Genomic DNA, 24,467 nt, shown 5'->3' with positions numbered 1-24,467 from the left:
TTCGAAGTCCTCAAGACGGAGAAAACCTGTGGCTACACATTCCAATGACCCCAATGCCAAGGAGCGGAGCCAACCCTCCGAAGGCATACCGGCCCCGGAAGGGCCGGCAAACCTGATCGATACCGACTATGTGATCGGTCAGGACAACCTCACGACCACGGCCCTCGGCGTCAACGTCGACCTGCATGGCAAGGTGTTCGCCGTGTCGGCCATCGTGGTGATGTTCTTCGTGATCGTCACCCTGGCCCTGCAGGATCAGGTGGCACCGCTCTTCGATGCTACCTTTAGTTTCCTGACCGGCAACCTGGCCTGGTTCTTCCTGCTATCGGCCAATATCTTCGTGGTACTTTCCCTGGTGCTGATCTTCACCCCCCTGGGGAAAGTCCGCATCGGTGGTCGCGATGCCACCCCCGATTTCAGCTATGCGGGCTGGTTCGCCATGCTGTTCGCGGCGGGGATGGGCATCGGCCTGATGTACTTCGGCGTCTCCGAGCCCATGTCCCACTATCAGAGCGCGATGGGTGGCATTGCCACCGAGAATGGCGTGCGCACCGATTGGGCACCCCTGGGAGCCGCCGAAGGGGATCAGGGCGCGGCCATTTCACTGGGCATGGCCGCCACCATCTTCCACTGGGGCCTGCACCCCTGGGCGATCTATGCCGTGGTGGCGCTGGCCCTGGCGATCTTCTCCTATAACAAGGGGTTGCCGCTGACCATGCGCTCCATCTTCTACCCGATCCTGGGTGAGCGGGTCTGGGGCTGGCCGGGCCATGTGATCGATATCCTGGCGGTCTTCGCCACCCTCTTCGGCCTGGCGACGTCCCTCGGCCTGGGGGCCCAGCAGGCCACCAGCGGCCTCAACGACCTCTTCAACATTCCCGACACCCACACCACCATGGTGCTGCTGATCATCGCCATCACCATCGTGGCCATGGGCTCGATCGTGTTGGGGGTCGACAAGGGCGTGAAGCGTCTCTCCCAGCTCAATATGGGCCTGGCCTTCCTGCTGCTGGCGTTCGTGATCATCGTCGGCCCGACCCTGCTGATCGCCACCGGCATCTTCCAGAACCTGGCCTCCTACCTGATCAATCTCCCGGCGCTCTCCATGCCCTTCGCCCGCGAGGACGCCAACTTCAGCCAGGGCTGGACCGCCTTCTACTGGGCCTGGTGGATCTCCTGGTCGCCCTTCGTCGGCATGTTCATCGCCCGGGTCAGCCGTGGCCGTACCGTGCGTGAATTCCTGATCGCCGTGCTGCTGGTGCCCTCCTTCGTCTCGGTGATCTGGATGACCTCCTTCGGTGGCGCCGGTATCGACCAGCTGCTCGCCGGCACCTTCGAGGGAGAGGCCGACGCCCTCTTCGTGATGCTGGCCGGTCTGCCCCTGGTGGAGATCACCTCCTTTATCGCCATCGTGCTGGTGGTGGTGTTCTTTATCACCTCCTCCGACTCCGGCTCCCTGGTGATCGACACCATCACCGCCGGCGGCAAGGTGGATGCGCCCAAGCCCCAGCGGGTCTTCTGGGCCATCATCGAAGGCGCCATCGCCATCGCCCTGCTGATCGGCGGCGGCCTGGCCGCCCTCCAGGCGGCGGTCATCTCCACCGGCCTGCCCTTCACCCTGGTGCTGCTGGTGGGCTGCTACGCCATCATCAAGGGACTGATGAGCGAGCCTCGCGGCTGATTGCCCGGCGATCTCGCCAACGCGACCAGGGCGGCCTTCGGGCCGCCCTGGTTTTTTTATGCTTCATTGAAAAAAGGGGTCAGCTCCAGAGGCTGCCGACCGGGGTCTCCGGGCGGTAGTGGTTGGCGATCTGGGCCTGGAGCAGCTCCGCCGTCGCCAGGGCATCCACCAGGGCATGGTGGCCCTGGTAGGGCGGCAGGCCATAGCGCTCGCGGCTGTTGTGCAGGCGAATGGAGACCGGCGGGCGCCCCAGCCAGCGGCGGAAACGCGCCCATAGCGACTGGCGGTGGATACGCGCCTCCAGGGACATGGTGTCGATCACCGGGAACTTGAACTCCTCCCCCAGCCGGGCCTGGATCGCGGAGTTGAGGAAGGGCCGCTCGATATGCCGGAAGTGGACCACCGCCAGGCGCCCGCTCAGCTCGGCGAGCAGCTCGTCGAGGATCGCCTCCAGGTCCGGCGCCTCGGCCACCTCGGAGTGGGTGATGCGGTGCAGGGCCACCGATTCGCGGCTCAGCGGGCGGGTCGGATTGACCACCCAGTAACGCCGTTCGGCCAGACAGATGCGTTTCAGGGTAAAGGGCACCAGGCCGATGCTGACGATGGCATGCCGGTTGACGTCCAGCCCTGTGGTCTCCATGTCCAGCGCCACCAGGGTGGCATCGCCGATGGGGGTCTGGGGATCCAGGGTGCCGGCGCTGAAGAAGCGCGCCAGGCGCGGGTCATGGGTGCTGCTGGCCCGCGCCTTGAGGTACTCGGGCCAGCGCTGGCGGTCGGGCTCGGCGGCCCGCAGGGAGAGCATCGCCTAGCGCCCCCGGGAGGGAATGGGGTAGCGGAACTTCATGAACTTCTGGGCGTTGCTGAGCACCTGGAAGGCCTCCTTGAGGTTGTGCCGCTCGCTGTCGGAGACATTGGCCGGCTCGATATTGTTGTCCGGCTCGCGCTCCTCCTCGATATCGATCACCTGGTGGCGAATCCGCACCATGGAGATGAATTCCATGGCGTAGCGGATCTTGTCGCCGGTGCCGGCGGGCAGCAGCTGGGTCTGGGCGATATCGTCGAGGCGATCGAAGGAGTTCTGGGCCCGGGAGCCGCAGGCCAGGGCATGCACCCGGATCAGGTCCACCAGGGGCGCGGTACCACGCCGCTTGAGGTTGATGGAGTTGTTCTGCTTGCCGTCCTTCTCCATCACGAAGGTGCGGAAGAAGCCCAGGGGCGGCGTCCGGTTCAGCGCATTGCGGGCCATGGCGGCCAGGAACAGCGGGCTCCTGGCGGCCTTCTCCGCCACCAGGTCCTGGAGCTGCTCGACGAAGGCCTCCTCGCCGTAGACGCTGTCCAGGTCGAAGAAGATCGAGCTGTGCAGCAGGTGCTCCGGATTGGGGTTGTCGATCCAGTCGCTGAAGTAGCGCTTCCACACCGCCAGGGGCTGACGCCACTTGGGGTTGGTGGCCATGATGTCGCCCTTGCAGTAGGTATAACCGCAGGTATCCAGGCCATCGGAGACCCGCTGGGCCAGGGCCAGGAAGTAGGCGTCATGCTGTGCCGGGTCGAAGCTGTCGTCGAGCACCAGGGCATTGTCCTGGTCGGTGACGATGCTCTGCTCGTTGCGGGCCATGGAGCCCATCGCCATGAAGCAGTAGGGGACCGGGGGCGGCCCCAGCTCCTCCTCGGCCAGCTCCAGCAGGCGCCGGGTGAAGCTGCGGCCGATGGTGGAGAGCGCGCTGCCCACCATCAGCGAGTTGGCCCCCTCGTGGACCATGCGCACGAAGGCGGCACGCACCTCCGGCTCCAGCCGCGCCAGCCCCTTGGGGCCCGGCTGGCTGAAGATATTGCTGACCAGGTAGAGGCTCGAATGGGTCTCGTAGCGGATGATATCGGAGAGGTGCAGTACCCCCAGGGGGCGCCGGCGATACAGCACCGGCAGGTGGTGCACGTTGTTGCGCAGCATGCTGAGCATCGCCTCGTGCACCGACTCGTCGGACTGGATGGTGATCACCCGCTCGGTGACCACCTGACCTACCGGGATGGTGGCATCGAGCCCCTCGGCCAGCACCCGGTTACGCATGTCCTGGTCGGTGAGGATGCCCATCAGGGTATGGGACGCCCCCTGGCGGTCGACGAAGGTGCGCCGGGGATCCTCCTCCCCGCCGGGGTCGGCGATCACCAGTACCGAGGAGACGTTCTCCTCGTGCATGCGCCGGGCCGCCTCCTGGACGCTGGCGTTGACATCGATCATCAGCGGCTTGCGGGTGAGCAGCTTGCGCACCCGGGTAATCATCATGTCGTTGCTCTTGTGCTGCTCCTCCACCACGGCCTTGAGCCGCGAGCGCCCCAGCTCGACGAAATCGGCGAAATGCTCGTCCACCTCGCAGAGGCGCTGGAAGAGCTCATCGGGGATAAAGTAGATCAGGGTGTCTTCGATGGCGGTGGCCGGAAAGCGCACCCGGTGGTTTCGCAACAGGCTGAACTGGCCGAAGATATCCCCCTCGCCCAGGCAGTTGTAGAGATCGCCGTTGCGGCGATAGATCTCCACCGCCCCGCTGCGGATATAGAGCAGCTCGTGGAGGGACTCATCGAGGGTGAGGATCGGCGTGCCGGCCTTGAAGTAGCTGACCTCCACGCAGCCGGCGAGCTCATCGAGCAGGTCATCGGAGAGCCCGTCGAAGGGCGCGAAGCGCGCCATATGCTCACGAATTTCCAGCAGTTCCACTTCCATGGGAGGAGGCCTCCGACCACGACGCTTGGCCTCTCAGTCTCCATTGGCCCCGGGGCCCTGTAAACCCCCGGTGGCGTTCCAGAAACGACGCCCGCCCAACGCAAGACGGGGCCGCCCCATGGGCGGCCCCGTCAGCTTGCAACCATGCCTGGAAAGGCAGGGAGCGGCTTGGCTCAGGATTGCTCGGCCATCGCCTGCACGCGCTGCAGCAGCTCCGGGTCCTGCTGGATGGCATGACCGATGGCATTGAAGGTGTCGACCTCGAGGCCGGAGGCCTCGACTTCCTCGACCATGCGGTCGTTGGCTTCCAGGCGGATCTCCTGCTGGGCGGCCTCATCGTCGGCGGCCTGCAGGCGCTGGGTGTACTCCTGAGAAATCACGGCGATCTCCTGGGAGGCATCGGCGAACTGCTGGAGCTGTTCGTCGGTGAAGTTCTGGGCCGCCTGGGCCTGCGGCTGAGCGGCCTGGGCGGCCGGATCGTCCTGGGCCATGGCGCTGGAAGCGGCCATCAGGCCGGCGCTCAGCAGTGCGGCGGAAAACAGGGCGGTCATGCGTTTCATCCAATACCTCCAGGGAACTGACAATGTATGCGCTAGGTGTGACGGCCATGATGGCGCAGGGTTCACCCTTTTCGTGTAACTCATGGAAACAGAAAGTCAGAACAAGATTACAGTCGTCGCGGCATGGCGACAGGGTAAACGGCTACCAACCCGACAAGGGTGCCATGGGCGCCTCAGCAGAAATCCCCAGGCAGCAAACAAGAATAAGTCGCATCGGCAAAAATTCGGCGAAACCGGAAAAAAACAGGCCCCCGGCGGAGATTCCACCGGGGGCCTGGGTAGGCGAGACTCGCGACGCCTTAGCGCAGCACGCCTTCCTCATTGAGCAGCTTGAGGATCGCCTCGGCGCCCTGCTCCGCCGAGACGCCTTCCAGCACCTGGCCGCTGCCGCCCTCCGCCTTGGCGGCGGCGGCCTTGAAGCGATCCCGGGCCGAGGCGGCCTTGACGATCTTCAGGCGCTTGGGCCGCTTGCGGGCCGGGGCCAGCTGCCACTCGGCCAGCTCCCGATCCGGCTCGGCGGAGACCGCCGTCGCCGCCAGCTCCGCCCGGCGAGCCGGGCCGAAGGCACTCTGGCGCGCCACCGGGGCCGCCGCATCCACGCTGACGATGGCCGGCAGGCGCACCTTGAGGCGCCGCCGCTGGCCCCGGGGCAGGGCCTGCAGCAGGGTCGCCACGCCGTTCTCGACCTTCTCCACCGCGGCCAGGCCATTGACCAGCGGCCAGCCCAGGCGCTCGGCCAGGGCATAGGGCAGGAGCCCCGAGCCCTCGCCGCGCTCCGCCCGGGCCCCGGTGATCACCAGCTGCGGCGGCGCCGCGGCCAGATGCTCGGCCAGGGCCGGGATGGCATCGCTGCCCTCGGCCTGCTCCAGCAGGGTCAGGGTGTCCAGCCCCATGCCCAGGTAGCCGCGCAGCGCCGCTTCGCCCTCCTCGCTGCGTGGGCCGGCATGCAAGAGGCTGACCCGGCTGCCGGGCAGCTGGTGCTCCAGGCCCAGGGCCATCTCCAGGCCCCGGGCATCCTGATCGGCGCGGCGGGCGCGCCCGGTGATGGGGTGACGCCCCACCGAGACCAGTACCGCCACCTCGATTCCCTGCTGCTCAGGCCGCATCGCGCTGCCCTCCTCGCTGCTGTTCCACCATGGCCACCAGGGCGGCGAGGATCTCGGCGCTGTCGCCGATCACCGCCAGGTCGGCGCGCTTGATCATGTCGCATCCGGGGTCGAGGTTGATGGCCACCACCTTGTCGCAGGTCTGGATCCCCTGCAGGTGCTGAATGGCGCCACTGATGCCCACCGCCAGGTAGACCCGGGCGGTGACCCAGGTACCGGTGGCCCCCACCTGACGATGACGCGCCATAAAACCGTCGTCCACCGCCACCCGGGAAGCGCCTTCCGTCGCCCCCAGCACCTTGGCGGCCTGGTGGAAGCCCTCCCAGTCCTTGACGCCGTTGCCGCCGGAGAGGATGAACTCCGCCTCGGCCAGCGCCACCCCGGCGGGGTCCACCGCCACCTGGCCCAGGTCCTCGATCCGCGAGAAGGCGCTGGGAATCGTCTCCGTGAGGCTCACCGGCTCGGCGGCGTGACGGGTCTCGTCCACCGGCTCGGCGCACTCGGCCAGCGCCAGAGCGACCCTGGGCAGGGGGCGCTGGATATCCAGGCTCTCCGCCGCGCCGCGGGCGGTGCAGCGCCAGCCCAGCGGCGCGGCGTCATCGGCCTCGAGCTGCCAAACGCCGGTGGCGGGGCGCTCGCCCAGGCGCAGCGCCAGGCGCCGGCCCAGGTCGGCCCCGCCCAGGGGCGAGTCGGGGAGCAGCCAGTGCCGCGGCGTCAGCTCCCGCTCCACCGCGGAGAGCGCCGCCAGGCGTGCCTCGGGGGCGAAGCCGGCGTAGGCGTCGTCCTCGAGGTGCAGCAGGCGATCGATGCCCGCCTCGCCAAAACTGTCTTCCTTGTGCTCGCCGAAGACCACCGCCAGCACGGCGCCGGGACGCGCCGGGTCGGCATCGGCCAGGCGCCGGGCCAGGCCCAGCAGGTCCTTATCGTGACCGGAGAGCCGCCCGCCGGAGAGCTCCGGCACCACCGCCACCAGGAAGGCCGGTTCGGGAATCTCCACCTGGCGACGGCTATCCTGGGCCGCCTGACGGGCCGCGCCCGCCGCCTGGCCGCCCTGCTGGGCGCCGCTGCGGTCGATGCGCTTGATGCCATTGGGGCCGATAAAGCCGATGGCGCGGGGGTTCTTGCGAATCACCCCGTTGGGGCCCAGCCACTCGCTGGCGGCGCCCCCCTGCTCGGCGAGCACGCTGGCGTGCTCGGGATGCAGGCGGTTACGGGCGATCCACTCGCGGCGTGGATCGCGACGACGAATCTCGCTCATCAGATCACCTCCTCGGCGGTCTTGCCGGCGTTCCGGCGGCTCGCATCGACCGCCTCCGGGGCGGCCCGCGCCACCAGGGCATCGGCCACCAGCTCGGCGATATCGCGCACCTCGGCGGCGGCATCCACCACGCCCTCGAGCATGGCGGTACACTGGGGGCAACCCACCGCCACCAGCTCGGCGCCGCTCTCCTTGACGTCGTTCATGCGCATATCGGGAATCCGCCGCTCGCCGGGAATGTCGGTGATCGGCGCCCCGCCGCCGCCGCCGCAGCAGCGCGAGCGGAAGCCGGAGCGTTCCATCTCCTTGACCTCGATGCCCAGCGCCTTGAGCACGTTGCGCGGCGCCTCATACTCGCCGTTGTAGCGGCCCAGGTAGCAGGGGTCGTGGTAGGTGACCCTGCCGCCCTTCCAGGGCGCGAAGGCCAGCCGACCGGCGTCGTACAGCTCGGCGATAAAGGTGCTGTGGTGACGCACCTCCCAGTTTGCATTGAAATCAGGGCCGCCCAACTCGCCGTACTCGTTGCCCAGCACATGGAAGCTGTGGGGGTCACAGGTCACGATGCGCTGGAAGCGGTACTTCGCGAGGGTCGCGATATTGCGCTTGGCCAGGGACTGGAAGGTCGCCTCGTCGCCCAGGCGCCGCGCCACGTCGCCGCTGTCGCGCTCCTCGGTGCCGAGCACCGCGAACTCCACCTCGGCGGCGCGCAGCACCTTGACCAGGGCGCGCAGGGTACGCTGGTTGCGCATATCGAAGGCCCCATCGCCCAGCCACAGCAGCACCTCGGCCTGCTTGACGTCGGCCATCAGCGGCAGGTTGAGGTCCGCCGCCCAGTGCAGCCGCGAGCCGGGATCGAAGCCGCCGGGGTTGTCGGTGGCGATCAGGTTGTCGAGCACCTCGGCGCCCTTGTTGGGGGTCTGACCCCGCTCCAGGGTCAGGTGGCGGCGCATGTCGACGATGGCGTCCACGTGCTCGATCATCATCGGGCACTCTTCCACGCAGGCGCGGCAGGTGGTGCAGGACCACAGGGTCTCGGCGTCCACCAGGGCCTTGCCCTCGCGGGCCACGATGGGCCCATGGGGGGAACCGACGTGCTCGCCCACCGGCTTGCCGGGGTAGGGAGAGCCGGCATAGTTGGCATCGCTGCCCCCGGCCAGGCCCACCACCATGTCCTGGATCAGCTTCTTGGGGTTGAGCGGCTGGCCGGCGGCGAAGGCCGGGCACACCGCCTCGCAACGACCGCACTGCACGCAGGCGTCGAAGCCAAGCAGCTGGTTCCAGGTGAAGTCGGCGGGTTTCTCGACGCCCAGGGGCGCCGCCTCGTCGTCCAGGTTCAGCGCCTTGAGGCCGGTGGAGCGGTTGCCTTCCCCGAAGCGCTCGGCGCGGCGGTGGAAGGCCAGGTGCAGGGCCCCGGCGAAGGCGTGCTTCATGGGCCCGCCCCAGGTCATGCCGAAGACCATCTCGCCCAGGCCCCAGACCACCACGGCGGCCAGGACCAGCGCCAGCAGCCAGTGCCCGAAGTCGGCGGGCAGCAGCCCCACCGTGGGCAGGGTGATCAGGAAGACGCCCAGGGAGAAGGCCGCCAGGCTCTTGGGCAGGCGCATCCAGGGGCCCTTGGAGAGCCGCGCGGGCGGGTTACGGCGGCGCCGGGCCACGAAGCGGCTGCCCACGAACATCACGGCGCTGGCCGCCAGCAGCAGCCAGCCCAGCACGCCCTGAGCCAGCCCGAAGCCATGCACCAGGATCATCAGCACGGCAGCGGCCACGAAGCCACCGGCGGTGGCCACGTGGGTATTGGACATCACCTTGTCGCGCCCCACCACATGGTGCAGATCGACCAGGTAACGGCGCGGCATGGCCGCCAGGCCCTTGAGCAGCGGCACGGCGGAGGGCCGCCCCTGGCGCCACAGGCGAACACGCCGCCAGGCGCCGATCACCGCCAGGCCCAGGGCGGCGAAGATAAGTATCGGCAGCAGGGTCTCGAGCATCTCGCTCACCTCATCGACAAGCTGGAAGCGGGAAGCCGGAAGCTGGAAGAGAGGGCGAAAAACGCACCTTCGACTTCCAGCTTCGAGCTTTGGGCTTACGGCTAGGGGTTAGAAGTCCTTGCAGATCCGCAGGGCGTCGTAGATGGCCGCGTGGGTGTTACGCGGCGCGGTGCAGTCGCCCAGACGGAACAGCAGGAAGCCGTCGCCCGCCTCGCTCAGGCAGGGCTGGGGCTGGATGGCGTAGAGCGCCTCCAGGTCCAGCTGGCCCTTGTTGCGAGACTGCTCCTTGAGGGCGTAGTAGAGGCCCTCGTCGGGACGCACGCCGTTCTCCACCACCACCTGGTCGACCACCCGCTCCTCCAGGGCGCCGGTGTACTCGTTCTCGAGCACCGCCACCAGGGAGTCGCCCTCGCGGTAGACCTTATGCAGCATCAGGTCGGAGGTCATGATCACCTCCTTCTCGTAGAGGCTGCGGTAGTAGGTCGGGAAGGTGGTGCCGCCCACCGCCGCGCCCGGCTTGATGTCGTCGGTGACGATCTCCACCTTGGCGCCCTTGTCGGCCAGGTAGTCCGCCGCCGAGACGCCGGAGAACTCGCAGATGGCGTCGTAGATCAGCACGTTCTTGCCCGGGGCGACCTTGCCGCTGAGCACGTCCCAGGTGCTGACCACCAGGCTCTCCTCGGGGTTCTCCGAGTAGCCCCACTCCGGGAACTGGCTGAGGAAGGGCTGGCCGCCGGTGGCCAGCACCACGATATCCGGGCGCAGGTCGAGCAGGGTCGCCTCGTCGGCGCGGGTGCCCAGGCGCAGGTCGACGCCCAGGCGCACCAGCTCCAGCTGGTACCAGCGGGTGATGCCGGCGATCTGGTCGCGCTGCGGGGCCTGGGCGGCGATGGTGATCTGCCCGCCCAGGGCCTCGGCGGCCTCGAACAGGGTGACGTCATGGCCACGCTCGGCGGCGACGCGGGCCGCCTCCATGCCGCCGGGGCCACCGCCGACCACCACGACCTTACGCTTGGGCCCTTCGCTCTTCTCGATGATATGGGGCAGGCCCATGTACTCGCGGGACGTCGCGGCGTTCTGGATGCACAGCACGTCCAGGCCCTGGTACTGGCGGTCGATGCAGTAGTTGGCGCCCACGCACTGCTTGATCTGGTCGATCTGGCCCATCTTGATCTTGGCGATGATGTGCGGGTCGGCAATATGCGCCCGGGTCATGCCCACCAGGTCCACGTAACCGCCTTCCAGGATGCGCTGCGCCTGGTTGGGGTCCTTGATGTTCTGGGCGTGGATCACCGGCACGCTGACCACTTCCTTGATGCCTGCCGCCAGGTGCAGGAAGGGCTCCGGCGGGTAGGACATGTTGGGAATGACGTTGGCCAGGGTGTTGTGGGTGTCGCAGCCGGAACCGATCACGCCGAAGAAGTCGAGCTGCCCGGTGGCGTCGTAGTAGGCGGCGATCTGCTTCATGTCCTCATGGGAGAGGCCGTCCGGGTGGAACTCGTCACCACAGATGCGCATGCCCACCACGAAGTCGTCGCCGACCTCGGCGCGCACCGCCTTGAGCACCTCCATGCCGAAGCGCATGCGGTTCTCGAAGCTGCCGCCCCACTGGTCCTCGCGCTTGTTGACCCGCGGGCTCCAGAACTGGTCGATCAGGTGCTGGTGCACGGCGGAGAGCTCGACGCCGTCGAGGCCCCCTTCCTTGGCCCGGCGCGCGGCCTGGGCGAAGTCACCGATGATGCGCCAGATCTCCTCCTCCTCGATGGTCTTGCAGGTGGAGCGGTGCACCGGCTCGCGGATGCCGGAGGGCGACAGCAGGGTCGACCAGTCGTAGCCGTCCCAGCGCGAACGGCGCCCCATGTGGGTGATCTGGATCATGATCTTGCCGCCGTGCTTGTGCACGGCATCGGCCAGGTTCTGGAAGTGCGGGATGATCCGGTCGGTGGAGAGGTTCACCGAGCTCCACCAGGCCTGGGGGCTGTCGATGGAGACCACCGAGGAGCCGCCGCAGATGCACAGGCCGCAGCCGCCCTTGGCCTTCTCCTCGTAGTACTTGACGTAACGGGCGGTGGTCATGCCGCCGTCGGTGGCGTGCACCTCGGCGTGGGCGGTACTGACGACCCGGTTACGGATGGTGAGCTTGCCGATCTGGATCGGCTGGAAGATCGCGTCGAATGCCATGGTTCTCTCTCCTCGTTCCCGGGACTTAGCGGGCGGCGCCGGTCAGCGGCTGGGTCTCGAAATAGCCCACCTCGCAGCCCTCTTCGGCGGCGCTCTGGGTCTGCTCGGCGACGGTACGCAGGTCGCTGCCGCGGGCGGCGAGGATCTGGTCCATGGCCCCGGCGAACCAGCCGGTGAACATGTACTCGATCTTGCGACCCACCTTGCCCAGCTGGTAGACGAAGGCGCTGTGCTCCAGGCGCACCCGGCAGGTGCCGGCGTCGAGGTCGATGGCCTCGGTGATGAAGTGGCCCCAGCCACGCTGGGAGAGACGCTTCATGTAGTGCTCGAACACCGCCTCGCCCTCGAGGCCATGGCACTCGGCCTCCTTCTCGCACCAGTGCCAGGCGCTCTTGTAACCGGCGTGGTAGAGGATCTCGGCGTACTTCTCGGCGCCCAGCGCCTCCTCCACGGCCACATGGTTGTTGATAAAGAAGTGCCGCGGCACATAGAGCATGGGCAGGGCATCGGTGGTCCAGACGCCGGTTTCGCTATCCACTTCGATGGGCAGTTCGGGGGCCATCTTGGTCACGGGCAGAATCCTCGAAAGTCGTTGTTGTTGAAGAAGGAAGAGGCAGGACGGTCAGGCGCCCCAGACGTCCTTGAGGACGCGAACCCAGTTCTCGCCCATGATCTTGCGCACCTGGGCCTCGCTGAAGCCGCGACGCGAGAGCGCTTCGGTCAGGTTGGGGAACTCGCCGATGGTGCGAATGCCCTCGGGGTTGATGATCTTGCCGAAGTTGGTCAGGCGGCGGGCGTAGCCCTTGTCGTGGGTCAGCCACTCGAAGAAGCTCTTGTCGTGGCCCTGGGTGAAGTCGGTGCCGATGCCGATGGCATCCTCGCCGACGATGTTCATCACGTACTCGATGGCCTCGACGTAGTCGTCGACGGTGGCGTCGATGCCGGCGCGCAGGAAGGGGGTGAACATGGTCACGCCGACGAAGCCGCCGTGGTCGGCGATGAACTTCAGCTCCTCGTCGGACTTGTTGCGCGGGTGCTCCTTGAGCCCGGAGGGCAGGCAGTGGGAGTAGCAGACCGGCTTCTTGGACTCGAGGATCACCTCCTCGGAGGTCTTGGCGCCCACGTGGGAGAGGTCGCACATGATGCCGACGCGGTTCATCTCGGCGACGATCTCGCGGCCGAAGCCGGAGAGGCCCCCGTCGCGCTCGTAGCAGCCGGTGCCCACCAGGTTCTGGGTGTTGTAGCACATCTGCACGATGCCCACGCCCAGCTGCTTGAAGATCTCCACGTAGCCGATCTGGTCCTCGAAGGCGTGGGCGTTCTGGAAGCCGTAGATGATCCCGGTCTTGCCCTCTTCCTTGGCGCGGGTGATGTCCGCGGTGGTGCGCACCGGGCGCACCAGGTCGCTGCACTCGGCCATCAGCTGGTTGGACTTGACGATATTGTCGACGGTGGCCTGGAAGCCCTCCCACACCGAGACGGTGCAGTTGGCGGCGGTGAGTCCACCGCGACGCATGTCCTCGAAGAGCTCACGGTTCCATTTGGCGATGATCAGGCCGTCGATAACGATGGCGTCGTCGTGCAGTTCACGGGGGGTCATGGGAGGTGCTCCGGCATTGTCGTTGACTTGCCGGCAGCATAGCGCCGCCCCCCTTCCCCCCGGCGCTTGGAAGCGACCGGCAAAATTCCAAAAACGTCAGGGGTGTCGCAATCGCGATAAAGGTCTATTGGAAGCCCTGGTGGCCACGGGTTTTGTGGGAGCCTTGGCTATCGCTCGGCACAGCCGGAACACCAACAATAGGCTGGGTGGCCGCGGGTTTTGTGGGAGCGCAGATTCTGCGCGATTGGGCGACGCAGTCGCCCCTGGCTATCGCTCGGCACAGCCGGAACGCCGGACCGCGAGCTCCCACAATTAAAAACTCCAGCGGAGGAGGAGTCTTAATAAAGCCGCTCCAGGTAGACGGTGCCGCCCAGGTTGCGCATCTGCTGGCGGATCCAGGCAGCACGCTGGGCGACCTGGGGCGACGGACGCGCCGCATCCCGGGCCCGGGGGTTGGGCAGGATGGCGGCCAGCAGGCTGGCCTGATGGGGATTGAGCTGGGCAGCGGAGACGCCGAAGTAGTGCTGGGCGGCGGCCTCCAGGCCGAACACCCCGGTGTCCCACTCGGCGATATTGAGGTAGACCTCGAGGATGCGCTCCTTGGGCCAGAGCGCCTCGATCAGCAGGGTGAACCAGGCCTCCAGGGCCTTGCGGGCCCAGCTGCGCCCGCTCCACAGGAAGAGGTTCTTGGCGGTCTGCTGGCTCAGGGTACTGGCGCCGCGCAGCCGCGCGCCATTGCGGCTGGCCTCCCAGGCGCGACGCAGCTCCACCAGGTCGAAGCCGCGATGCACGGGGAAGCGCTGGTCCTCGGCGGCGATCACCGCCAGCTTGGCGTGGTCGGAGAGCGCTTCCCAGCGCCGCCACTGCTGCTCGATGCGGATCGGCTCCCGGGCGATCCACGACTGCACCTTGCGCTCCACCATCACCATGGAGCCGAACACCGGCACCACCCGGAACAGCAACACCAGCAGCACCGAGACGGCGACGAAGCCGAGCAGGGCGAGCAGCAGCAAACGGATCAGGCGGCGGAGCCAGTCGGCGAGCATGGGGGACCTCATCGAAAACAGGCGCCCAGTATACGGCAAAGCCGCGCCCCGATAAGGGACGCGGCTTAACGCTGGGTATGACGTAGAAAAAAACTCATCGCACTCTGGCGTGAATCCTATTGTGGGAGCGCAGATTCTGCGCGATATCGCCCGAAGGGCGATCAAGGCGCCTGACGGCGCCAATCGTTCGGCAGAGCCGAACTCCCACAATAGCCAGCCGAGGCTATGCCATGTCGTGGCATCACGCTGATCTGCGAAGACCCCTTTAGAGCGGCACGCTGGCGTAGGTGGGCTCACCCTGGGCCTGGGCCAGCGCCAGCACGGCGCTGGAGACCGGCGCATCGGCGCCATCGCTCGGCGAGATACCGGCCAGGGCCTTGGTGTGCAGCGGCTCGGCGGCCGGCGCCCGGGACCCGATGCCCAGACGCTCGTCCCGGGGCGGGATACCGAAGTACTCCCGGTAGCACTTGGAGAAGTGCGGGGTGGAGACGAAGCCGCAGGCCGAGGCCACCTCGATGATCGACATCGGGGTCTGCTTGAGCAGCTGGCGGGCCCGGGTCAGGCGCAGCTTGAGGTAGTAGCGGGACGGCGAGCAGTGCAGGTACTTCTGGAACAGCCGCTCCAGCTGACGCCGGGAAACGTCCACGTAGTGGGCCAGCTCGTCGAGGCCGATGGGCTCCTCCAGATTGGCCTCCATCAGGGCGACGATCTCCAGCAGCTTGGGCTGAGTGGTGCCCAGCACATGCTTGAGGGGCACCCGCTGCTGGTCCTGCTCGCCGCGCACCCGGTCATAGATGAACATCTCGGAGATGCCGGCGGAGAGCTCGCGGCCATGATCGCGACCGATCAGGTTGAGCATCATGTCCAGCGGCGCGGTGCCGCCGGAAGCGGTGGCCCGGTCGCGGTCGATGGAGAACAGCCGGGTGGTCAGGGCCACCCGCGGGAAGGCCTCCTGCATGGCGGCCAGACACTCCCAGTGGATGCTGGTCTCGTAGCCGTCGAGCAGGCCGGCGCGGGCCAGGGCCCAGCTACCGGTACAGACCGCACCCAGGCGCCGGGACTGGCGGGCCTGCCCCTGCAGCCAGGCGATGTGCTCGCGCTGCACGCTGCGGCTGGGGCCGATACCGCCACACACGATCACCATGTCCAGCGCCAGGGGCATGTTGGTAGCGGCGTCCGGGGTGACCTGCAGGCCATCGCTGGCGCGCACCGGGGCGCCGTCCAGGCTCAGGGTGTACCAGCGGTAGAGTTCACGACCGGCCAACTGATTGGCCATGCGCAGCGGCTCGATGGCCGAGGCCAGGGAGATCAGGGTGAAGTTGTCCAGCAGCAGGAAGCCGAGGGTCTGAGGGGTGCTGGCGGAAACGGGGGTGCTGTTGGTCATGGTCGAGTCTCCTCTGCCCGGTGGGCCCGACGATCGTCATGGCGATCGTTTTATGCTTGTGTCGAGTCGTTCGGCAGTCGCCCCGAATGCGCCATGGGTGTCGCGTATAGGCAAGCCTTGCGTGAAATGTACTCCCTGTGTCGCCGGCTGACATGACAAATTTGGCTATCAGCCGGCAATAGGTTATTGCACACAGACAATAACGTCGTTTCTGGATAAGCCGAGGTCGCTTGCCAGGGGCAAGGCGGGCTACAGCGGCAGCGGCCCCCCCTCCTTGACCGCGCGAATGGCAAAGCTGCTATCCACGGTATTGACCATGGGCAGCTTCTGCAGGCGACGGACCCACTGCTCGTAGCCGCGCAGGTCGGCGCTGACCACCTGGAGCAGATAGTCGAAGGCGCCGGAGACGGTGTGGCAGTTGATCACCTCGGGCATGCCGCGTACCGCTGCCTCGAACTGCTCGACCAGGTTGTCCTGATGCTGGCTGAGGCGCACCTGCACGAAGATGGTGATACCCAGCCCCAGCTTGTCCTTGTCCAGTACGGCGCGGTAGTGGGCGATCAGTCCTTCCTGCTCCAGACGCCGGATGCGCCGGGCGCAAGGCGAAGGGGTCAGGCTGACGCGCTCGGCCAGTTCGGCAGTGGTCAGCCGGGCATCCCGCTGCAGAGCATCGAGCAGCTGGCAATCGATTCGGTCGAGAGGCGTGGCAGTCATGACGTGGCTCATAATAGCGAATTGTTGATATATCTTGGCTTTTTCTGCCAAACCTTGCGAGAAGCCTGGGGGGTTTTGCCCACGATCGCCAGTCGAGCTGCCCCATACTGGTGGCTCTTTATCCCCTTGCCGCGAGCCGCCGCCCATGACCGCCAGGATGCCCTCTCTCACCCATGTACAGCCGCTGATCTCCAGCCGCTCCCAGCGCCTGCTGGGCTATGCCGCCGCCTTTGGCATGGTGCTGACCTGGTCCTCCTACTTTCTTTCGCTCCGACTCGGGGCCCTGTCGCCCATCGGCCAGCTCGACATGACGCTGTTCCGCTATGCCGTGCCTGGACTGGTGCTACTGCCACTGCTGATCCATCGCTGGCCAACGATACGCCGGGTACACCCTGTCTGGCTGATGGGCATGGCGCTGGGGGCCGGGCTGCCCTTCTTCTTGTTGGGTGCCATCGGCATGGGCTGGGCGCCGGTGGCCCAGGGCAGCACCCTGATTCCGGGCACCGCGCCTCTGTTCGTCACCCTGCTGGCGGTGGCGGTGTTTCGTCAGCCGCTCTCGTCCTGGCGTCGTCTGGGGCTCTGCGCGGTGCTGGCCGGCGTCATCTGCCTGTTATGGGGCGGCCAGGCCGAAGGTAGCGCTCTGGGGCGCGGCCAGGCGCTGTTTCTGGTGTGCAGCCTGCTGTGGGCGGTCTTCACCGTGTCGATGCGCCAGAGCGGGCTCAGCGCCCTGGAGGCGGCAGCCGTGGTGACCGTGCCCAACGGTGCCATCGCCCTGCTATACCTGCTGGCCACCGCCAGCCCCCTGACGCTAGGTAGCGTGCCAAGCAATGAATGGCTGCTTCAGCTGCTGGTGCAGGGCGTGGCCGTGGGGCTAGGGTCGAGCTTTCTCTACGGGTTCGCCATTCGCCAGCTAGGTGCCGAGATAACCTCGTCGATCGGGTCGTTGACCCCCGTCTGCGCCACCCTGATGGCCTGGCTGCTGCTCAACGAGAGCATCGCCGCCGTCACCGCCCTGGGCATGGCCCTGGTCAGCCTGGGGGTGGTGTTCGCCAGCGGGCTGCTGCAGCGTCGGCGGCGCTGAAGTCGAGGCATCGAATCGCCCCACCCACAGAGCCAGCTCACGCCAGTCTGCGAAAGCCACAAAAAAGCGCCGCACAAGGCGACGCCGGTAGGGAAAGCAAGGATCCCGCAACCACCACTCAGCTCTTCTTGTGCAGCTTCTCCGCGTGGTAGCGCAGGTGGTCGTCGATAAAGCTGGCGATAAAGAAGTAGCTATGGTCATAGCCCGGGTGGCGACGCAGGGTCAGCGGGTGGTCGTGCTCGGCGCACACCGCCTCCAGGCGCTCCGGCTTGAGCTGCTCCTCCAGGAAGTCATCCGCCTCGCCCTGGTCGATGAACAGCGGCTGGCGCGAGGCGCCCTTGGCCACCAGTTCGCAGGCGTCGTACTGGGTCCAGTTGCCCGCGTCGTCACCCAGGTAGCCCTGGAAGGCCTTCTGGCCCCAGGGGCAGGCGCTGGGATTGACGATGGGCGCGAAGGCCGACACCGAGCGGAAACGCCCCGGGTGGCGCAGCGCCAGGATCAAGGCGCCATGGCCGCCCATGGAGTGGCCGCTGATCGACTCGCGACCATTGACCGGGAAGTGCTGACGCACCACCGAGGGCAGCTCCTCGGCCACATAGTCGTACATGCGGTAGTGGCGCTTCCACGGCGCCTGGGTGGCGTTGACATAGAAGCCGGCGCCGGAGCCGAAGTCGTAGCTGTCGTGCTCGCCGGGCAGCTCGGTGCCCCGCGGGCTGGTGTCCGGGCAGACGATGGCGATACCCAGCTCCGCGGCCAGGCGCTGGGCGCCGGCCTTCTGCATGAAGTTCTCGTCGGTGCAGGTCAGTCCCGATAGCCACCACAGCAGCGGCACCCGCTCGCTCTCCGCCTGGGGCGGCAGGTAGATCGCGAAGGTCATCTCGCAATCCAGCGCCCGGGAGCGATGCTTGTAGCGCTTGATCCAGCCACCGAAGCTCTTGGTGGCCGACACCAGTTCCAGGCTTTCAGACATGGTCATCCGCAGTCTCCTTGGGCCCCGCCGTGGCGGGGCCGCCTCTCGAATAAAGTCGCCTTAGAAGTGGAGTACGCTACGGATGCTCTTGCCCGCGTGCAACAGATCGAAGGCCTCGTTGATCTTCTCGAAGGGCATATCCTGGGTGATGAACTCGTCGATCTTGAGCTCGCCGGCCATGTAACGGTCCACGTAGCCCGGCAACTCGCTGCGGCCCTTGACGCCACCGAAGGCTGAGCCCTTCCAGACCCGGCCGGTGACCAGCTGGAACGGACGGGTGGAGATCTCCTCGCCGGCACCGGCCACGCCGATGATGATCGACTCGCCCCAGCCCTTGTGGCAGCACTCCAGGGCCGAGCGCATCACGTTGACGTTGCCGATGCACTCGAAGGAGTAGTCAACGCCGCCGTCGGTCAGGTCGACGATCACCTGCTGGATGGGGTCGGCGTAGTCCTTGGGATTGACGAAGTCGGTGGCACCGAACTGGCGGGCCAGCTCGAACTTGTCCGGGTTGACGTCGATGGCGATGATGCGGCTGGCCTTGGCCATCTGCGCGCCCTGGATCACCGCCAGGCCGATGGCACCCAGGCCGAACACCGCCACGGTGGCGCCCGGCTCGACCTTGGCGGTGTTGAGCACGGCACCGATGCCGGTGGTCACGCCGCAGCCCAGCAGGCAGATCTTGTCCAGCGGCGCCTCCTTGGAGACCTTGGCCAGGGAGACCTCGGGCAGCACGGTGTATTCGCTGAAGGTGGAGCAGCCCATGTAGTGGTGCAGGGTCTTGCCCTCGAAGGAGAAGCGCGAGGTGCCGTCCGGCATCAGGCCCTGGCCCTGGGTGGCGCGCACCGCCTGGCAGAGGTTGGTCTTGCCGGAGAGGCAGAACTTGCACTTGCCGCACTCGGCGGTATAGAGCGGAATGACATGGTCACCCGGCTGCAGGCTGGTGACGCCCTCGCCCACCGCCTCGACGATACCGGCGCCTTCATGGCCCAGCACCGAGGGGAAGAGCCCTTCCGGGTCGGCGCCGGAGAGGGTAAAGGCATCGGTATGACAGACGCTGGTGGCCGCGATCCGCACCAGCACCTCGCCGGCCTTCGGGCCCTCCACGTCGATTTCGACCAATTCCAACGGCTTGCCGGCTTCCAGGGCAATAGCGGCACGTGATTTCATAGCGGTTCCTCGACAGCGAGTGACACGGTAAAAGGGCGCCAGAGAGGCGCCGTGTACTTGCAGTCTAGGTGATGGGTCGGTGGCAGATAAATCGGGTCGCCGGCACAAGATTATTGTTACTGAGCAACAACCAACCGAGGGGGCGTCCACCATGCAACGTTGGGACCGTATCGAAGCCTTCATCGAGGTGGTGCGCCTGGGCACCTTCTCGGCGGCGGCGCGCCACCTCCAGGTCTCCAACTCCCATGTCAGCCGCCTGGTGGGCCAGCTCGAGAACCAGCTAGGCACCCAACTGCTCTACCGCACCACCCGGCAGATCCGCCTCACCGATGCCGGCGCCCTCTACTATGAGCACTGCCGCCACCTCTTCGACGGCTTCCGCGAGGCCGAGGCGGCGATCACCGACTTCCAGGCCCGCCCCAAAGGAGTGCTCAAGCTGACCGCCGCCACCACCTTCGGCGAGCGCTTCGTGGCGCCTCTGGTCAACGACTTCCAGCGCCTGCACCCGCAACTGGAGGTGCAGATGCACTTCACCAACCGCCAGGTGGAGCTGATCGACGAGGGCTACGATATCGCCGTGCGCATGGGGGTGCTCAAGGACTCGACGCTGATCGCCCGGCGCCTGTGCGAGCGCCGCGAATACGTGGTGGGTTCCCGGAGCTACTTCGAACAGGTCTCGCGCCCGCATAGCCTGGCCGAGCTAAGCAACCACCGCTGCCTGGTCGGCAGCCGCGATTCCTGGCTGTTCGAGGTGGAAGGCGTGCGCCGGGAGATTCGCGTGCAGGGCAAGTGGCGGGCCGACTCCGGCCCCGCCCTGCTGGACGCCGCCCTCAAGGGCCTCGGCCTGGCCCAGCTGCCCGACTACTACGTGGAGGAGTACCTGGCCAGCGGCGAGCTGATCTCGGTGCTGGACACCTTCCGCCACCGGGACACCGCCGTCTGGGCGGTCTACCCCCGCCATCGCCACCTCTCCCCCAAGGTGCGGCAGTTCGTCGATCATCTGGTGGCGTATTTGCCGGGGAGCCTGCCGAAGCGGAGGGAAGTGGGGATGGAGGTGTGATGTTGGCAGTGGGGGATGTGTCAGGGGAAGACCATTACTGTACATATAAAATACAGCCCAGCCCAACCTAAAGCTTATAATCCAAGAGAACATCTCCAAGATTAAAACCCTCCCCCTCCTTGACATAAATTCTATTTATACGACCTGAAAAAAATGAGGGAAAACAGTATTCCATGACAACTTTATCAAACTCACATTCCAGCAAAAACAAACAATCTCCTTCTTTTATCTTATCGCCATCCTTGAAAAAAACCTTCAAGACATTTAGTTTCTCAGCATTACGTATTTTGTATTTTTCACCAACTTTTAAATCACCTTCTTCATGACCGAGCCTGAGCTCTTTTACAACAGCCTCCTCTAGAGACTCATCTTCTTGAAAATTTACAGGCAGCGCTGACTCCTCACCTAAAAATAAAAGTATATTTTCGTTCTCACCCCTTACAAAATCAGACAACTCCAACCATGGAACATTCTCCTCAACTAAAAACCTTGACTTAACCTTATTCAATATTTCAAATCTAAAAAACTTGACCTCCTCATTCAGCAGCTTTCTAGCCCCCGAAGTATTTGCCGAAAGCCTTAAAGCCAAAAGACTTATAGAGGTCGCTTGCATCCATGGCAAAAACCATTGCTCTTTATTTTCATTCAATCGACTCAAGGCATACTTTGACAAAGGAAGGAGATCGGACAATATGGAATTGACGAGATCCATATTCTCCAGGTCTATTGCAAACCTCAAGGTTTCCGTTCTATTAACCAACTCCTCTAACTTATCAGACTCAATTTTACTAACAATTCTATCAGGAATCTCACTAACCTGGCGCGACAAAACCTCATTAGACTCTATTACAAGAGCCCTAAGCTTTTCTTGGACGACTATATTATCGCTATGATGCCGCTCGTTAACCTCCCGATTTCTCTCATCATTTTCACGTATAAACTCCAATACATTTGAAGCAAGCTCAAAACCTTTATCCAAAATGCTTAAATACATGAACCTTCCTTAAAAACCAAGACCGAACAAATATTTATCAACCTACCACCACATTACTAATTTTAATGGAAAAATAATAGACGTGCCAACCATCGCTTTCCTACCATCTAAGCAATTAAAACACATGAGAATCTGAAAATCTTCACTGGTATTGATACCACCGCCACATCTCCCCAGAGCATGGTGTTTCGTCGATCATTTGGTGTCGTATTTTCCGGCAAGCCTGCCGAAGCAGAGGGAGATGGAGTTGTGATGCTGGCAAAAGGGGGTGTGTCAGATGATTACCATCACTGTGCCCTCATTATCAGCCTTTCTCGATCTTAGCTTTTCCATAGTGTGCTACCACACTTTCGGCAAATATGTTTTTTAGGTCCAAAACCAGCCCGCGGACCAAAGAGCCACCACAAATAGATATTATTGGAATTGCATTGCACGCACCGAACATTTCCGTTCCTATCAACTGCTTTAGGGTTTCTTTGCTTGTATTCCTCAATAGACGGAAGCGACGACACCATCGAAATTCGGATAACCCAGACGGCAACTATAAGGAATAGCACGAAAAACCATACTGCGAAAAAGTTATCGAACAACCATTCAACTATCGGTGGATGCATAGATACCTCCTGAAACCTAACGAGGCTGTAGAAAAAGGCACGAGCCTTTCAAAACTCTCGAACCTATCAATTTTTAACTAATTTTCGTACTCTCTCGTAAAATCGAGACCAGTTCTCATAAGAAACTCGACCAGGTTTTTCATACGAGCGAGAGCATCTGAAGTACATGGGCTTTTGCTACAGCTCAACGCCAAGATATGCGGCGCCCGACGCAGGAGGGCGTCCGGCGCGTGAAACGCGCGTACATAATTTTTTTGTTAGCTCCGTTGATCAACCCTGGTCTTTCTCATCCCAGAAGTGCAAGTTTCTTCCCTCTCGAAGACCCGTTTTTACTTCATCAACTAGTTTTTTCATTCGACCATCTCCGTCTGATTCCGATAGTGCTTCCATCATATCGAACACGTTTTTTCGTCTTTTGCTGAAAATATGACGTCGAGCCATAGTCGCTTGTATCGTTTGGCATGCAAGCTGGTACGGAAAGGGGTTCTCGCGAATATCGACAAGTCGCTCTCTATACTCGTCCGTGACATCTTCCCACTCTGCTTGCAAATCGGCCTCAGCATCAAAGTGTGCCGGCGCTACCTTGCTCGGTTGTTTGCCATTGAGCACCTCAATTCCGGCACGCTCATATGCTTTAGCAACAAGCTCAGAGCAAAATGATGAATTCTCGGTCCCTTTTCCCATAAAGGCTTTATTGTACCCTTGTCTTAGGAAGTACAGCGCCTGCTTTCCCAGCTCCTCTTCCTGTTCTTCGGTAAGTCCTTTTAATCTGATGGCACGCCAGCCCTCCTTCACTTTAGCCAGCTCATCAAGTATGAATACGACGTGAACTCCGCCGTCCCCGGTTGCATGAACGAATGTTCCATCCCCCAAACCGATTTCCACATGGCTTGATACTGCCGCCGCGTAAAGTGGTTTCTGGGCAGCCACTAAACCTGAGGACTTAATGCTATCTCCTGCAACCAGGAGGACATCGCCGATTTTCACTATTTAATCCTTTAGAAGCTAACGAGGCTGTAGAAAAAGGTACGAGCCTTTCAAAAGCCACGAATTGATCAATTTTTGTACTGGATTTCGTACTCTCTCGTAAAATCCAGATCAGTTGGCATCAGAATCTCGGTCAGATTTCGCGTACGAGCGCGATCTTCTGAAGTGCATGGACTTTTGCTACAGCCTCAACGCTAGCGGCAGGGGCGCGACGTCAGGAGCGTCCCTTGGCCGCACTTGTTAAATTTCTCAAGTCGGGCTCTTGAGATCATCAACTAGTTGATCTGATGACTTTGTTTCCAATGAGTTTCTTTTGGTTTTAAGCCGTTCAAGCAAATAGTGGTTCGATAAATCAAATTCAGCGAAAATCGTACCCCATGTCTTAACATAGCCTTTGATGCGATCATTTTTTGTACTGAAAACTAATCCAGGCTCATTCTTCGCTTCTGCAGTTTCTAAAGCCGAATTAATATCAAAATCTCTTTCGGATATTTTTCTGCCAACCAAAATGATTTCAAAGCGCATCTTCTCCATAGAGAAGCCCGCATGCTCAGATATAATCCTTGCATAATCTTTTATTTGCTTGAGATGCTTTTCATTTAATGCAATTGCAGGCTTCTTGATTTCTATGATCGTACATTGATAATAGGACTCGCCTCTAGAATTGAAATTCAACTTCTTTCTAGCCAAGAAGAGATCCACTTGTCGTCTGACACCAGCTATGCTTAGGCCAGCGTCTAAGTCTGCAGGTTCAAAATCATTTTCATCTATTATTTCTATGCCTTTAACAGACTCTCTCAAGTTCAATGCAACTCTTTGAAAATCGTCTTCCTCAGCACCAATAATTGTATATTGATTACCGAACAGCCACGTATTACTTTCAATAATACCTTGCAGATCGGGTGTTTCAAGGACCTCCTTGTAATGCTTTACCATTATTTCGCGCAATTTATGCACCGCAAGCTCTCGCTTCTGCAGTATCTCAATTGTGCTTACTATATTTTCAAGCGAAGAGTTATTAATTTGATCCGACAGCACTTCGATTTGGCTTTCGCTTAGGTCAAGGATTTCTCCAATGACATCAAAAATGGTATCATTTTCGTTTGACACAAGAATTTTATCAATTAGTGCAATAAGAATCTTTAATGGCTTCTCTTTGGTGTTATTAAATATAGAAGGGTCTACTATATACAATTTTTTTACAAAGGACTTAGTATTACTTCTCCGCCAAGCAGACTCTTCTTGGCTAATGAATTTATGGTCGGGGAAATACCCTTTAGCGGCTCTTCGTCGTTGGGTGTGGAATTTGCCCCCTGAACTGGCCCAGGATATGACCTCCACATGGACAGGAGGTAGA

The 24,467-nt window shown here is 63.0% G+C and carries 20 protein-coding genes; 3 read left to right on the top strand and 17 right to left on the bottom strand.

The window, feature by feature from the left end; all coding sequences use genetic code 11:
* Positions 1-28 precede the first annotated feature (28 nt).
* On the top strand, positions 29-1,681 hold the full coding sequence (locus tag IHD13_RS13990) for a BCCT family transporter (RefSeq protein WP_195861654.1): 1,653 nt from the start codon (positions 29-31) through the stop codon (positions 1,679-1,681).
* Between the two features lie 79 nt (positions 1,682-1,760).
* Here the strand turns inward: IHD13_RS13990 and IHD13_RS13985 are convergent, their stop codons facing one another.
* The 12 genes from IHD13_RS13985 to IHD13_RS13930 form a co-directional block, all read right to left on the bottom strand.
* The gene (locus IHD13_RS13985) at positions 1,761-2,483 is read right to left on the bottom strand and encodes a 3'-5' exonuclease (RefSeq protein ID WP_195861653.1); all 723 of its coding nucleotides are present in this window, start codon (positions 2,481-2,483) and stop codon (positions 1,761-1,763) included.
* A 3-nt stretch (positions 2,484-2,486) separates the two neighbouring features.
* Positions 2,487-4,397: a DUF294 nucleotidyltransferase-like domain-containing protein gene (locus IHD13_RS13980; RefSeq protein ID WP_195861652.1), complete on the bottom strand. Its 1,911-nt coding sequence runs from the start codon at positions 4,395-4,397 to the stop codon at positions 2,487-2,489.
* 173 nt (positions 4,398-4,570) lie between these two features.
* Entirely contained in the window at positions 4,571-4,957 is a 387-nt protein-coding gene (locus IHD13_RS13975; protein ID WP_195861651.1) for a DUF4168 domain-containing protein, read from the bottom strand.
* Positions 4,958-5,256: 299 nt separating this feature from the next.
* Positions 5,257-6,063: an electron transfer flavoprotein subunit beta gene (gene etfB / locus IHD13_RS13970; protein WP_195861650.1), complete on the bottom strand. Its 807-nt coding sequence runs from the start codon at positions 6,061-6,063 to the stop codon at positions 5,257-5,259.
* A complete protein-coding gene (gene etfA, locus IHD13_RS13965; protein WP_195861649.1) occupies positions 6,053-7,321 on the bottom strand; it encodes an electron transfer flavoprotein subunit alpha in 1,269 nt (422 codons plus the stop codon). The genes etfB and etfA overlap by 11 nt, the downstream gene beginning before the upstream one ends.
* A complete protein-coding gene (locus IHD13_RS13960) occupies positions 7,321-9,309 on the bottom strand; it encodes a (Fe-S)-binding protein (RefSeq protein WP_195861648.1) in 1,989 nt (662 codons plus the stop codon). The genes etfA and IHD13_RS13960 overlap by 1 nt, the downstream gene beginning before the upstream one ends.
* A 108-nt stretch (positions 9,310-9,417) precedes the next feature.
* A complete protein-coding gene (gene dgcA / locus IHD13_RS13955; RefSeq protein WP_195861647.1) occupies positions 9,418-11,490 on the bottom strand; it encodes a dimethylglycine demethylation protein DgcA in 2,073 nt (690 codons plus the stop codon).
* A 25-nt stretch (positions 11,491-11,515) separates the two neighbouring features.
* Positions 11,516-12,061, bottom strand: a complete 546-nt coding sequence (locus tag IHD13_RS13950; protein ID WP_195861646.1) for a DUF5943 domain-containing protein — start codon at positions 12,059-12,061, stop codon at positions 11,516-11,518.
* A 51-nt stretch (positions 12,062-12,112) separates the two neighbouring features.
* Positions 12,113-13,090, bottom strand: coding sequence for a dipeptidase (locus tag IHD13_RS13945; RefSeq protein ID WP_195861645.1), 978 nt, complete (start codon positions 13,088-13,090; stop codon positions 12,113-12,115).
* 338 nt (positions 13,091-13,428) lie between these two features.
* On the bottom strand, positions 13,429-14,136 hold the full coding sequence (gene mtgA / locus IHD13_RS13940) for a monofunctional biosynthetic peptidoglycan transglycosylase (protein WP_195861644.1): 708 nt from the start codon (positions 14,134-14,136) through the stop codon (positions 13,429-13,431).
* A 265-nt stretch (positions 14,137-14,401) separates the two neighbouring features.
* Positions 14,402-15,520 carry a GlxA family transcriptional regulator gene (locus IHD13_RS13935; protein ID WP_195861643.1) on the bottom strand — a complete coding sequence of 373 codons (1,119 nt, stop codon included), beginning with the start codon at positions 15,518-15,520 and terminating at the stop codon, positions 14,402-14,404.
* Positions 15,521-15,769: 249 nt separating this feature from the next.
* Positions 15,770-16,234 (bottom strand): Lrp/AsnC family transcriptional regulator, encoded by a 465-nt coding sequence (locus tag IHD13_RS13930; RefSeq protein WP_195861642.1) that lies wholly within the window; start codon positions 16,232-16,234, stop codon positions 15,770-15,772.
* Positions 16,235-16,379: 145 nt separating this feature from the next.
* On the opposite strand from IHD13_RS13930, the gene IHD13_RS13925 reads away from it, so the two are divergent.
* Positions 16,380-17,315 carry a DMT family transporter gene (locus IHD13_RS13925; protein ID WP_195861641.1) on the top strand — a complete coding sequence of 312 codons (936 nt, stop codon included), beginning with the start codon at positions 16,380-16,382 and terminating at the stop codon, positions 17,313-17,315.
* A 118-nt stretch (positions 17,316-17,433) separates the two neighbouring features.
* On the opposite strand, the gene fghA is transcribed toward IHD13_RS13925, so the two are convergent.
* On the bottom strand, positions 17,434-18,291 hold the full coding sequence (gene fghA / locus IHD13_RS13920; protein WP_195861640.1) for an S-formylglutathione hydrolase: 858 nt from the start codon (positions 18,289-18,291) through the stop codon (positions 17,434-17,436).
* Between the two features lie 54 nt (positions 18,292-18,345).
* Positions 18,346-19,455 (bottom strand): S-(hydroxymethyl)glutathione dehydrogenase/class III alcohol dehydrogenase, encoded by a 1,110-nt coding sequence (locus tag IHD13_RS13915; RefSeq protein ID WP_195861639.1) that lies wholly within the window; start codon positions 19,453-19,455, stop codon positions 18,346-18,348.
* Positions 19,456-19,606: 151 nt separating this feature from the next.
* Between IHD13_RS13915 and IHD13_RS13910 the strand changes: the two genes are divergently transcribed.
* Positions 19,607-20,515 carry a LysR substrate-binding domain-containing protein gene (locus tag IHD13_RS13910; RefSeq protein WP_195861638.1) on the top strand — a complete coding sequence of 303 codons (909 nt, stop codon included), beginning with the start codon at positions 19,607-19,609 and terminating at the stop codon, positions 20,513-20,515.
* A 67-nt stretch (positions 20,516-20,582) separates the two neighbouring features.
* On the opposite strand, the gene IHD13_RS13905 is transcribed toward IHD13_RS13910, so the two are convergent.
* The 3 genes from IHD13_RS13905 to IHD13_RS13895 form a co-directional block, all read right to left on the bottom strand.
* The gene (locus IHD13_RS13905; protein WP_195861637.1) at positions 20,583-21,509 is read right to left on the bottom strand and encodes a biotin/lipoyl-containing protein; all 927 of its coding nucleotides are present in this window, start codon (positions 21,507-21,509) and stop codon (positions 20,583-20,585) included.
* Positions 21,510-22,393: 884 nt separating this feature from the next.
* Entirely contained in the window at positions 22,394-23,110 is a 717-nt protein-coding gene (locus tag IHD13_RS13900) for a YiiX/YebB-like N1pC/P60 family cysteine hydrolase (protein WP_195861636.1), read from the bottom strand.
* A 249-nt stretch (positions 23,111-23,359) separates the two neighbouring features.
* A partial coding sequence (locus IHD13_RS13895; RefSeq protein WP_442786573.1) for a hypothetical protein occupies positions 23,360-24,467 on the bottom strand: 1,108 nt, incomplete at its 5' end.

This window comes from Halomonas sp. 328 (genome assembly GCF_015645095.1).
Taxonomy (GTDB): Bacteria; Pseudomonadota; Gammaproteobacteria; order Pseudomonadales; family Halomonadaceae; genus Bisbaumannia.
This window is presented reverse-complemented; position numbering and strand designations above follow the sequence as displayed.